Origin of the sequence: Paenibacillus sp. FSL H8-0034 (genome assembly GCF_038000305.1) — a bacterium.
Lineage (GTDB): Bacteria > Bacillota > Bacilli > Paenibacillales > NBRC-103111 > Paenibacillus_S.
On record NZ_JBBOBS010000001.1, the window covers coordinates 2,017,328 to 2,029,904 of the forward strand.

Below are 12,577 nucleotides of genomic sequence, written 5' to 3' on the forward strand. Positions count from 1 at the left end.
CAATTATCTACAAATGATGCCAGAATGGGGGCTCTGTCTATGAATCAAGCCATGCATATTTCCAAGTCTATTCACATGCTGACCCGTTTATATAATGCTACACTTGAAAAATTCATGAAAGAGCTTAATCTGACCAAGCCACAGGGTATAATTATCGGTCAAATTTATAAGGAACCGAAGACCATTGGGCAAATTACAGAAGCGGTTCAGCTTTCCTACAGTACGGTATCGGGTATCATAGACCGTTTGGAACGGGATGAATGGATTCAAAGAGTGCGGGATAAGACAGATCGCAGAGTCATATGGATTCAAAGGACCGAAAAAATGGATGAAATTAAAAACAAGGTTGAATTTTATCATGAACAATTTTTTCATACCGTGCTTAGCGATCTAGATACAGACGAGCTTGATAAGATTGCATCCAGTCTTGATTTGCTAAATTCGCAGTTGGAAAAAAAGGGCTCATGAAAGTCTGTGTCAAATTTTAGTGCCATGTTTAGCTTCCGAATCCACCCGAGTGGGTGCCGGGAGCTATTTTTATTCACAAAATTGAGCATTGACAAGGATTAATAAACAGGTGTACGGTAAAGATACATAGGTCAATATTCCTACATAAGCGGATATTTGAAACGATGGGAGGCGAGTATATTGAAAAATGACTTGGATTTGCATAAGCTGTCGAGGAACGGGTTGGGACTACAGAGTCTTGATACAGAAACGGAAGTCCGCAACCTGCTCCTTACAGGAAACGATCACTTTTGTCCGGTTTCTCTCGGTAAAAAGACGACAGTGTCACTCTGGGTACTGATGGTGCTATCTATAGGCGCTGCTGTCTGGCTGCATATGTATTACTCTTCTCCATTGCTATTGGGTTTATATGCGGTTCCTGTCGTTATTGTTGCTTTGTATGTAGCCAATGTATATCTGGTGTCAACTTTTGCTGCCGCTGTAATGGGAATATGGCTGTTTTTTAGCGAAACGGGCTGGATTCCTGTAATTGGTGCTGCTGCACTGCTGCTGATCTCCATGCTGATTCGTAGAGTGGCGGTTGTTTCACAGCGAAATTTTGTGCAAAAGGTAGAGTTTGAAGAGCTGTTCATGAATACGATATTGTCATTCTCCAAAAGCATTGATGCTCGTGATCCCTATACGGCCTTCCATTCCAACAATGTCGCCAATTATGCCAAAAAGATAGCTACCGAGCTGGGCATGTCCTCCCGGGAAATAGAAGCCGTTCATTTGGCGGGACTCATTCATGATATAGGCAAGATTGGAACTCCGGAATCGATTTTGCAAAAGGAAAGCCGGTTGACAGAGGAAGAATATGATGTAATGAAGAAGCATGCCGAGGATGGCTACCAAATTATTAAGGATATTAAAAGATTACAGGAAATCGGTGCGACAGCAATGGTCAGGCATCATCATGAACGCATGGATGGACGGGGATATCCGCAAGGCTTAAAGGGTGATCAAATTCCGTTTGGTGCCAGGATTTTGGCAGCGTGCGACGCGTTTGATGCGATGACGACTAATCGTTCCTACCGGCAGAAGCTTTCCATGGAGACTGCTGCCGATGAGCTGCGCAGACATAGTGGAACACAGTTCGATCCGATGGTCGCCAATGCCTTCCTCCGGGTATTGGTAGAAGACGGGCTGATACCGGCTGAAGAGGAGCAGGGATCATTGGGTCTTATGGCCTCATTGCAAAAGTCATAAATGAACGATAATCGAGAGTGCAGCTGCGGCTGCCTCTTTTTTGCTGTTTGGGCATACTGCTGGATGCTGAGGTGTAAGGTTGCATGCAGTCCCGGGTTTGGTTACAATAAATCTTGACTCGAAAAATGATGTAGTCAACTATTCAGAAAAGCTTCATAAGACTCGGAAAGGATAGATATATGGATAGGAGCGGAAGACGTGAGCAAATTATTAGAGCGGCCCGTGAGGCATTCCAGAACTTTGGCTACAAGGCAACCACACTCGATCATATAGCCAAATACGCCAATATGGGGAAGGGAACTTTTTATCTTTCCTTCAAAACTAAAGAAGAGGTATTCACTTGTATCGTAGACGATGAGCTCAAGCAGTTCGCCAGGTTTGCTGAGGAAGCGATAAATAAGTACGGTCCGAACATTGAATCACTGCACCATTATATATGTAATCTGTCTGGCTACCAGCAGCAGCATCCCTTGTTTTGCAAGCTTAAGCAGGAGGCGGAAGCGTTTCAGACGCATGAGGTCAAGGAAGGTCTCACACGGATCGAGAACACTGCCTTTGATCAGCTCAAGGAGCTTATTATCAAGCTGATGGAAGCGGGCGCCATGGAGCCGGGTGATGTGGAGTTTGCTGCATTTCTTATTACCGAGCTGTATACAGCTCTGCTGTTTAAATGGGGAGAGAAGCATGATCCGCTGAGCAACGAGGAGATTCTCGAAAGGTTTCAGCAGTATTTGCAACCGGGCTTATGTCATTCAAGTCGAAATAAGAATAAGGAGATTTAACCATGAATGCAGTTGAAAATAAAACCATGCCGCTCGTTTTTTTAATGATAAATATTTTTATCGCCATGCTCGGGATCGGCTTGATCATACCTGTATTGCCTGAATACCTGAAGGCGTTTAATGCGGGTGGTCAGGCTGCAGGCTATATGATAGCGGCCTTCGGATTGACCCAATTTATATTTTCCCCAATTGCTGGGGAATGGTCTGATAAATATGGACGCAAGATAATGATCGTCACCGGTATGGGTTTATTCACGATATCGAATCTGGTGTTTGCTATGGCTGATCAAATATGGCTGTTGTACCTGTCCAGATTGATAGGCGGTGTCGGAGCGGCAGCCATGATCCCTTCCATGATGGCATATATTGCCGATGTAACGAGTGTGGAGAAGAGAGGCAAGGGTCTGGGGCTTCTCGGAGCTGCGATGTCGCTTGGTTTTGTTATCGGTCCTGGTATCGGAGGTTTTCTTGCCGAATTTGGGATTCGGGCGCCCTTTTACGTATCTGCCGGAGTTGCGGCCCTAGCTTTGATTGGTTCCTTAATTTTCCTGCCGGAATCGCTGTCCAAAGAGAAGCAGCTAGCTACACGTCAGGTTAGGGTTAAGCGAGAAAGTATTTTTAAGCAGTTTGTGCTTTCCTTTAAAGCGCCTTACTTTATACTGCTGCTGTTAATTTTTGCATTGACCTTTGGTTTGGCTAATTTTGAAGCGATATTTCCTTTGTTCGTTGATGCCAAATATGGATATACGGTCAGGGATATCGCGATCCTGATTACGATAGGTGCATTAATCGGTGCTTTGGTGCAAGCTCTGCTGATCGGTAAATTAATTCAACTATTCGGTGAGAAATTGTTAATTCATGTTACGTTCGTGCTATCGGCGGCCTGTCTTGTGCTGATGCTGCTGTCAGGCAACTTCTGGTTCGTATTGATCGTGACGATGCTGTTCTTCACTTTAACTTCCATCATGCGGCCGGCGATCAATACGCTGTTATCCAAAATGGCAGGTGAAGAGCAAGGGTATGTCGCAGGCATGAACAATGCTTACATGAGCTTGGGCAACATCTTCGGACCTGCTGTCGCGGGAACCTTGTACGAGATTCATCTCAATCTTCCGTATGCGTTCGGTGCTATCGTACTCGTGATAAGCTTCTTCTTATCCGCTGTATGGGGACGTAAGAAGTATGCGGATGCTCCTGTTGACTTGCAAAAGTCATAAGACGAATCGCTGGAATTCATAAATCCTTTACCCGGATATGACAGGGCTGGTCACTGCCTGTACAATCCGGATAAAGGATTTTTTGTTGTTCTCCTGGCATGAACCTCGCGGCCAGTCCATATATTGAAACAACGGTATGGGCATCGATTTCGGGGAGAATGGGGTGAAGCCATGAGCAGGCACATTGAGCTTCAGCATGTGACGCTGGATGTAGACGGAATGACCTGTGCAGCTTGCGGGGCAAGGATCGAGAAAGTAGTAGCCAAAATGGATGGAATCGAACAAATTCATGTGAATGTAGCCCTGAATCGCGCCTCAGTCGTCATCATCCCGGATCGAATCAGTGTAGAGCGAATCGAAACGAGAATCGAACAGCTGGGGTTTACAGCCAAGGAACGTCATTCAGACGGGAGCACCGGAGATGCTGCTCGTACGAGTGGTATCAGCAGCGGGATGATGTTCGGAATGTCTCTGCTGCTTACGTTTCCCTTTCTATGGGCAATGGCTGCACACCATGAGTGGACGGCCTCAGTCTGGGTACCCGAGCTGCTGCTGAATCCTTGGTTCCAGCTGGCTTTGGCGACACCGATTCAGTTCATACTCGGACTCCCGTTCTATACAGGAGCTTATCGTTCTATAAAAAGCGGCAGTGTCAACATGGATGTGTTGATTGTAATCAGTACCTCGGCTGCTTATATATACAGCCATTATTTGCTGTTTCATGGTGTATCGACGATTGGTCAAGGCAATGTGATGACCGGAGGTCATGGAGGCCATGTCCCGTTATATTTTGATGCGAGCGCGATGATTATTACGATTGTTTGGTTGGGCAAATGGCTGGAAGCTTTGGCCAAGCGGCAAGCACTAAGCGGCATACATCAGCTGCACCGTCTCAGGCCGGAGATGGCTTCCGTCATGAGAGAGGGTCGAGAACAGCGGATCCCAGTGTCCCAGGTTATGATCAATGACATTGTTGTCGTCCGTCCAGGTGAAAGTCTGCCGGTAGATGGTCAGGTTATAGAAGGTTACTCGAATGTTAATGAATCGATGCTTACAGGGGAGAGCATGCCTGTTGACAAAGCTGTCGGGGATCGGGTTACTGCTGGCACATTAAATGGCAGCGGTATGCTCAGCATTAGAACGACTGAAGTAGGCAAGCATTCGACTTTGGCACGAATCATTAAGCTTGTAGAGGAAGCACAGAGCACCAAAGCACCCATTCAAAGAATGGCAGATCAAATTTCCAGTATATTCGTGCCGATTATTATGGTATTGGCTGCAGCAGCATTTATCACCTGGTATATGGTGCTTGAGCCGGGCCAGCTCGGAGGCGCTTTGGAAAAGGCGATAGCCGTTTTGCTGATAGCTTGTCCTTGTGCCCTTGGCTTGGCGACACCGATTTCGATTCTGGTAGGCTCCAGCAGGGCAACCCAATTGGGTATTGTAATTAAAGAGGGTAAAATAATGGAAATATTGCCGCAAGCCAATGTGATTTTGCTGGACAAAACAGGGACGATTACAGGGGGAAACCCGAGGGTTACCAACGTGTGGGCTGCTGATGTCTTAACCCGGCCCGGTTCTGCTCGTGTTCTGCCCTTTGAGAAACGTTCTGCGCATGCTCATAGCCGCAGCACTTACCTGTCTATGGAAGACCGATCTGCCGCCAACGAGTCATTCATGCTGCGTATGGCAGCAGGTGCGGAGCAGCATTCCGAGCATCCCTTAGGCAGGGCTGTAGTGGAAGAAGCTTCGCGCAGAGGAATTACATTACCTCCATGTGAGAATTTCCAGTCGATACCAGGCTGTGGGATTCGTGCATGGGTAGATGACAGAGCCGTCTGGTTAGGCACACGTCAATGGCTGGAAGCTGAAGGCATAGCAGGCCTCCCGCAGGTAGAAATGGCTAGTCAGGAGAAACGAAGACATCCGCAGTCCGGTCTGGTTGATCAATGGGAGCGACAGGGCTTTACAGTCATATGGATTGCGGTAGACGGGCGATGGGTCGGGGCTATAGCACTTAGCGACCCGGTTAAACCAACTGCCCGCAAGGCGATCAAGCAGCTGACTTCAATGGGAGTGGACGTTAGAATGGTGACGGGCGATCGAGCATCGACAGCACATTATGCAGCCAAGCAAGCGGGAATCAGTCAGGTATACGCGGGAATGCTGCCTGAGGATAAAGCGAATCTGGTACAAAGCCTGCGAGAGCAGGGTCATCGAGTGGCAATGGTGGGCGACGGGGTTAATGATGCACCTGCCTTGAGCTCAGCAGATATCGGAATCGCCGTTGCCAATGGAACGGACATTTCCAAAGCGGCAGCAGATATCGTGCTTCTGAAGCATGATATAAGCGGACTGGTCCGCGCTCTTGTCATCAGTCAACGAACGATAACAATCATTCGTCAAAATCTGGCCTTTTCGCTGCTGTATAATGTGCTGGCGATTCCGGTTGCGATGATGGGCTATCTTGCGCCATGGATGGCGTGTACGGCTATGGCGCTCAGCTCTGTAACGGTCATATGCAATGCGTTGCGGCTTCACAGGGCGTAGCTTGGGTCAATCAATAACATAGAGCTGGAAAACCAAGGTTCCGCACAGTGGTTTTTATTGACGAAAAATAATCATGCTGATAAAGTAATATTAACGATGCACTATCCCAATAAGAATAGGGGCAATAGATTTGATAAAGACGAAGTGGGAGTATTGTCGGGCGAATGACTTTAATGAGCTGCATGCGTTGGGGCGTCAGGGCTGGGAGCTGGTTGGTGTTACCGGAGCAGGATCAGCAGAACCTGAAGCGGATCGAGGGGCTACCTTTTATCTGAAGCGACCTGTCCTATCAATTAGAGAGCAAATTACGTCCGAGCAGCGGGACCGGGCATTGGCAGAGAGGCAGGGAACGGAATGAAACGCGGAGGTATTTTAAATCCGACTTTGAATCGTATTTTGGCTGAGACAGGCCATACCGATCTATTGACCATCTGTGATCGTGGTTTTCCGGTACCCATGGGGATCGAACGGCTTGATCTGGCTTTGACAGATGGGATTCCGACTGTATTGGACACGGTCCGAGCCATCTATGGTGAATTTTTGATTGATTCGGTTATTGTCACGGAGGAGATGAGACAGGCAAGCCCTGAACGCTATCGTGAGCTGACTGAAGCTCTGCCGGACGTCGCTTTTCGAATCGTATCCCACCAGCAATTCAAGGATATTTGCGTGGAGTCACGTGCAGTAATCCGAACAGGCGATACCATTCCTTATGCTAATATTATGATCGTGTCAGGATAAAAAAACTAACTTTTCATTTCCAATATGTGATAAAATCTACTATATAGCAATAATGTTGGGGACAATAACCAAGGCCTGTTTATTTCCTACAGAACACAAACAGAACTGTCCTCTCGGGCAGTTTTTTTACGTATAAGTTCTTCAACATCTTGATAAACAGGAAGGTTGATTCATGGATAAACCTAATTTCTTAGCTGATGTTCGAAGCATGAAGCATGCTTATATTTCTCATTGGTCTGAGCTATTTAATGCGCGTTTTCCAGACCATTACGATGCGACTTACCTGTACAGTCTTGGGGAAGCAGGTTTCGACTATATAACTGAATTACATAATGCTGCCGATTTCAAGCCATTTCCACATAGCATAATGGAGAGCTTCCTTTTATTTGAAAATCTGGAAGAGGGCATCGCATTCATTTTCTGGACGGTACTGCTGTGGCGGAAGACATTGCATGAGGTTGAGAACAATAGCTTAACATTGGCATCCTATAAACAAATGAATTCGAGAATTGATGATTTGGAATCTTTCATTTTTGTTAAATATTGGAATAATAATTTATCACGAGATCAGGACAACTCGTCCGCGATTACCCTGCAGCATGATGACCGAATTTCGTTGTTAGGCAAGATGGCAGCCAGTATGGCGCATGAAATTCGTAACCCCATGACCTCAATCAAAGGCTTTTTGAAATTATTGCGTCACAATATAAATGAAAATAATTATGAACGGGCCGACAGCTACCTCGGTTTTATTGAGGATGAATGCGAGCAAATTTTGATGCAGGTGACCGGATTTCTCAGTTTTTCCAGAAAGCCGATCATGGATGAGGAAATGGTACATATTTCTGTCAAGCAGGTGCTTGATCATATTTTATCGCTATTAAATCCACGGCTCATTAACGAAAATGTGGACCTGCTGCTGGACATTCCACCGGGAGCGATGCTTTATGTTCAAAAAATGGGGATCCAGCAGGTGCTGTCCAATGTATTAAACAACGGGATTGACGCCTTATCCGAGCTGAGAAGCGACAAAAGAATAAGAATCTCTATCGTTGAGGACAGCTTGAACACTTATATTCAAGTAGCTAATAACGGACCACGAGTACCTGAAGAGCTGTATAGTACCATATTCAATCCGTTTGTGACCGATAAGGAAAATGGTACAGGTCTTGGCTTGGCCATATGCAAACAGATCATGCTCAATAATGAAGGTGATATTACCTTTACCAGCAATGAAAAAGAGACCGTTTTCATGTTAACGTTTCGTAAAGCTTCTATAATAAGTTGAGTGCATACAAAACCTAATTTATCCCTGCAGGCTGTGTCACTTTCCTCTTGAATGGGGTAAGAAAGAGATACAACGATGTCCGTGTAAATGGATATCAGCCGAACTAAGGGGGAATATGAAATGAGCCACTTGACAGCTCAACAGCTGGATGAATTGAAGACGATGCTGCTTGCAGAAAAAAAGGATATGGAGGAGCATTTCAAATTAGAAGAAGTCTCTGACGGTTCGGAGGGCTTCAAGGAATCGATCAGCGAGTCTGCTGGCGAACTCTCATCGTACGATAATCATCCTGCCGATCTGGGAACTGAGACTTTCGAGCGTGAACGCGATATGGCATTGGATGCCCTGATAGAAGACAAACTTCAGGAAACGGAGCATTCCTTGATACGTATGGAGAAAAATGAATATGGAATTTGTGAGGAATGTGGAGGCGAGATTCCTTTCGAACGCCTGTTGGCCATTCCCTACACTTCTTATTGTGTCGAGCATACGCCAGCTCAGGATAGCTCTGCAAGCAGGCCCGTGGAAGAACAAGTAATGACGCTGCCTCCGGCAGAAGCAGGGCAAGAGGGCCAATCCAACAATCGATTCGACGATGCGGGCGCTTGGGATACGTTAGAAAGCTACGGCAGCTCGGATTCACCAATCAAGACGTCCGATCCGTCAACGGAAGTAGAAGAAGACAAAATTCCAGCGCATAAGAGTGCATCCAGATAGACAGGGGAGGGCTATTGTATGGCAAAAGCCGTAGATCCTGCAAAAAAAAATCAAGCATCTGTCGAATGGACACAGCATTCCCGATTGCCACAATCCTCCGAAGGGCCAGGCGCAAGGAAAAGGCATTTTTCATTGATGAGCTTTGCGCAAAGCTTATACGGCCGATTTGAAGATGACGACGTCCCTGCCATGGGAGCGCAGCTGACCTATTATTTAATTCTTGCGTTTTTTCCGTTTCTTATCTTCGTATTTGCGGTCCTTAGCTATTCGGATATTAGCGTAAGCGATGCAATCAAGAATGTTAGCAGTGTGCTGCCGCAGCTTTCCGATAAGATGATAGTGGATGTATTCACAGAGCTTCAGAAATCACGCAATGGCTCCCTGCTCTCCATTGGTTTATTGGCTACTTTGTGGTCGGCCTCCAACGGGATCAATGCTGTAGTGAAGGCCTTAAACAAGGCTTACGATGTTGAGGAGAATCGCCCTTTCTGGAAGGCAAGAGGCATATCGTTTATTTTCACAATCATTTTGGCAGTATTGATTTTTTTAAGCATGATCCTGCTGATCTTTGGTAAAGTCATCGGTGAGACCATTTATCGAGTTACGCAATTACCAGGTAATTTTGAAGTGCTGTGGGGAATTGCTCAATACGCGATTCCACTGATTACGATGGTATGTGCTTTCGTGCTGCTCTATAAGTACACGCCTAACCTCCGGCTTCGCTTTCGCGAGGTCATCCCGGGAGCTGTATTTGCTACGTTGGGCTGGGTCGTTACTTCAATTCTGTTTTCGTTTTACGTTAATAATTTTGGCAATTATACGAAAACCTATGGAAGTATCGGCGGGATCATCGTGCTGCTGACATGGTTGTATTTATCAAGTATTCTCATCATATTAGGTGGGGAAATCAATGCGACCCTGCATTTTGACCGGGAAGGAAAAACAAAGGATGGAGCCAAGAAATTTGCATTTCCTTTGCCATTTGGCAAGAAAAGCAAAAAGTGATTCAAGTCAAAGCTATCACCGATACCCATATTCAGATGGGCGAGTGATAGTTTTTTGCATTTCATTTACTTGTGTTTGTTAGAGTGGTTGTTGAAATGCGTATTTCCAAGTAAACTGATACATAGTGTTGGAGGCAGGATGATTTTAAAAATTGATTACAATGAATAAGGAAATCAAACCAAAGGAGCGATACTACAAATGAACTTCATGGGGCAGAGAGTACTTCCAGCCGTCCGGAAAATGAGAGATCTGGAGCTGCTGATCAAAAGCCCATTTCAATATTTGGTGCTGCTGGATAGCCATGTTTCCCAACTGCAAAGCGTATCACAGCTTGCCCGCAGCAATGGGAAGAAGCTGCTCATTCATGCCGATTTGATCCATGGATTAAAAAATGATGAGTATGCGATTGAGTTTTTATGTCAGACCCTGAAGCCGGCAGGTATCATTTCGACGAAAAGCTCAGCTGTTGTAACCGCCAAAAAGCACAAGGTGCTTGCCATTCAGCGGCATTTTCTGCTGGATACTACGGCTCTGGAGACGATCTATAAAATTACGGAGAAAAACCAACCGGATTTTATTGAGGTGCTTCCAGGTGTCATGCCTCATATTATCGCAGAGATGAACGCAAAGCTGAGCATCCCTATACTCGCTGGTGGCTTGATTCGTACGGTAGAGGAGGTAGAGCTGGCCTTGCAGGCAGGAGCTGTCGCAGTCACTACCTCCCATAAAGAAATTTGGAGCCATTATTGAGCACGAGCGCAAATTACCGCATATGGAGCACTAATACTCATAATATCTCCCTGTTTACTTCGATTCAGCACTCAACGGAACTACGGCGTCGCGGATGTGACGCTCCAAGGTTTCAGCATGCGTATCCGTTTCAGCTGTACTCCAGCCAAACCGTTCAGCCATATAAGCTGTAACCGGCTGCTTCCAGCGCTGCAAGGCCTCGATGTTGAAATACAAAGCACCCGTCCGGCGTATGAAAAAGTCGTGAGGTGTCGCGACCATCTCGGCTTCGATGCTGTACAGCAGGGAGGCGAACCATTCGCCTGGGATGGCAAATTGCTCGGCTTCCTTGTTATGCAGCTTGTATAACTCGAATACCCGATCAACGTTGGAGCCGTAGCGGCGGACTAATACATCGGCAGCGGCGCCTGTAAGCCCGATGCTTTTCCCGTAAGCAATCTTGTCTTGAACAAATTGGCTGTAGCCGCGCGAACCGCCAGTGTCACCACCGGAAAGTACGATGCTTGCAGTTGAGCATACCGGGAAAGTGCTGCGACCTTCCTCTGTTTGCAATTGAGTGGCAACGAGATTAACGATGCGCTCGGCCATTTTACGATATCCTGTCAGCTTGCCGCCTGCTATCGTAATTAAACCCGATGGAGCGACGAATATTTCATCCTTACGTGACAGCTCGGAGGGGGATTTGCCATCCTCGTGAATGAGCGGTCGCAATCCCGACCAGCTGGATTCCATGTCGGCAGGAGTCAGATTGAGCGTAGGGAACATGAAGTTGGCCGCGCGGATAATGTAATCGCGGTCTTCAATCGTCATTCTGGGATGCACGATATCCCCGGTGTAATTGGTATCTGTGGTACCGATATAGGTTTTGCCTTCTCTGGGGATAGCGAACACCATTCGTCCGTCCGGTGTGTCGAAGTAGATTGCCTGGTTTAACGGGAAGCGGGACTGATCAAAAACAAGATGGACACCTTTGGTGAGATGCAATCTTTTGCCCTGCTTGGAGCCATCGATATCGCGAATCGTGTCCACCCAAGGGCCGGCCGCATTTACGATTTTTTTGGCTTTAATATTGACGATTTCCCCACTCAGCTGATCCTGAACACGCACGCCGATCAAACGTCCATTATCATAAAGCAGCTCATTTGCTTTGGCATAATTGACTGCTTTGACTCCACGCCGTACAGCTTCCTTCATGACTTCAATCGTCAGTCTCGCATCATCGGTACGGTATTCCACATAGTAACCGCCGCCCTTCAGCTTATCCTTGCGCAGCAAAGGTTCTTTCTTGAGTGTAGCGTCAAGAGAGAGCATAACCCGGCGCTCCTGTTTGGTTACACCCGCTAGAAAATCATACACGAGCAGGCCAACAGATGTAGCCAGCTTGCCATAGGTTCCGCCCTCGATAATCGGCAGCAGCATCCATTCCGGAGTAGTGACATGAGGCGCATTCTCATATACGATTGCCCGTTCTTTACCGACCTCTGCGACCAGCTTGAATTCAAGCTGCTTTAAGTAACGTAATCCGCCATGAATCAGCTTGGTTGAACGACTGGAGGTGCCAGCGGCATAATCCTGCATTTCAATAAGTCCTGTGGACATCCCGCGTGTTTGTGCGTCCAATGCGATACCTGCTCCCGTAATACCGCCTCCGATAACGAGAATATCCAATGTCTCAGATCCCAATGCTTTTAGATAGGCAGACCGTTGTTCCCCAGAAAAATTCAAGCTCATCATTACCCCATCCTTCGTATTAACCGTATTTTTTGCAAAAAGAGCAACAAAAAAGACCGCCACACCCCCTGAGGTAATTG

12 protein-coding genes are annotated in these 12,577 nt (G+C 46.7%); 11 read left to right on the forward strand and 1 reads right to left on the reverse strand.

Annotated features, from left to right (window positions below; genetic code table 11):
* The first annotated feature begins 39 nt into the window (after positions 1–39).
* The 11 genes from NST47_RS09180 to NST47_RS09230 all read left to right on the forward strand — a co-directional run bounded on the left by NST47_RS09180 (position 40) and on the right by NST47_RS09230 (position 10,766).
* Positions 40–468 (forward strand): MarR family winged helix-turn-helix transcriptional regulator, encoded by a 429-nt coding sequence (locus tag NST47_RS09180; protein WP_341154862.1) that lies wholly within the window; start codon positions 40–42, stop codon positions 466–468.
* A gap of 180 nt (positions 469–648) precedes the next feature.
* Positions 649–1,716, forward strand: a complete 1,068-nt coding sequence (locus NST47_RS09185; RefSeq protein ID WP_341154863.1) for an HD-GYP domain-containing protein — start codon at positions 649–651, stop codon at positions 1,714–1,716.
* Between the two features lie 179 nt (positions 1,717–1,895).
* Entirely contained in the window at positions 1,896–2,498 is a 603-nt protein-coding gene (locus tag NST47_RS09190; RefSeq protein ID WP_341154864.1) for a TetR/AcrR family transcriptional regulator, read from the forward strand.
* A gap of 2 nt (positions 2,499–2,500) precedes the next feature.
* Positions 2,501–3,715 carry an MFS transporter gene (locus NST47_RS09195; RefSeq protein ID WP_076232231.1) on the forward strand — a complete coding sequence of 405 codons (1,215 nt, stop codon included), beginning with the start codon at positions 2,501–2,503 and terminating at the stop codon, positions 3,713–3,715.
* A 171-nt stretch (positions 3,716–3,886) separates the two neighbouring features.
* Positions 3,887–6,265: a heavy metal translocating P-type ATPase gene (locus NST47_RS09200; protein ID WP_341154865.1), complete on the forward strand. Its 2,379-nt coding sequence runs from the start codon at positions 3,887–3,889 to the stop codon at positions 6,263–6,265.
* A 130-nt stretch (positions 6,266–6,395) separates the two neighbouring features.
* Entirely contained in the window at positions 6,396–6,623 is a 228-nt protein-coding gene (locus NST47_RS09205; protein WP_341154866.1) for a hypothetical protein, read from the forward strand.
* The gene (rbsD, locus tag NST47_RS09210; protein ID WP_076232225.1) at positions 6,620–7,006 is read left to right on the forward strand and encodes a D-ribose pyranase; all 387 of its coding nucleotides are present in this window, start codon (positions 6,620–6,622) and stop codon (positions 7,004–7,006) included. Before NST47_RS09205 ends, rbsD begins: the two co-directional genes overlap by 4 nt.
* A 172-nt stretch (positions 7,007–7,178) precedes the next feature.
* Positions 7,179–8,294 (forward strand): sensor histidine kinase, encoded by a 1,116-nt coding sequence (locus NST47_RS09215; RefSeq protein ID WP_341154867.1) that lies wholly within the window; start codon positions 7,179–7,181, stop codon positions 8,292–8,294.
* A 120-nt stretch (positions 8,295–8,414) separates the two neighbouring features.
* A complete protein-coding gene (locus NST47_RS09220) occupies positions 8,415–9,011 on the forward strand; it encodes a TraR/DksA C4-type zinc finger protein (protein ID WP_341154868.1) in 597 nt (198 codons plus the stop codon).
* 18 nt (positions 9,012–9,029) lie between these two features.
* Positions 9,030–10,016 carry a YihY/virulence factor BrkB family protein gene (locus NST47_RS09225; RefSeq protein ID WP_341154869.1) on the forward strand — a complete coding sequence of 329 codons (987 nt, stop codon included), beginning with the start codon at positions 9,030–9,032 and terminating at the stop codon, positions 10,014–10,016.
* Positions 10,017–10,214: 198 nt separating this feature from the next.
* A complete protein-coding gene (locus NST47_RS09230) occupies positions 10,215–10,766 on the forward strand; it encodes a glycerol-3-phosphate responsive antiterminator (protein WP_341154870.1) in 552 nt (183 codons plus the stop codon).
* Between the two features lie 54 nt (positions 10,767–10,820).
* Here the strand turns inward: NST47_RS09230 and NST47_RS09235 are convergent, their stop codons facing one another.
* Positions 10,821–12,497, reverse strand: a complete 1,677-nt coding sequence (locus NST47_RS09235) for a glycerol-3-phosphate dehydrogenase/oxidase (protein WP_341154871.1) — start codon at positions 12,495–12,497, stop codon at positions 10,821–10,823.
* Positions 12,498–12,577: the final 80 nt, after the last annotated feature.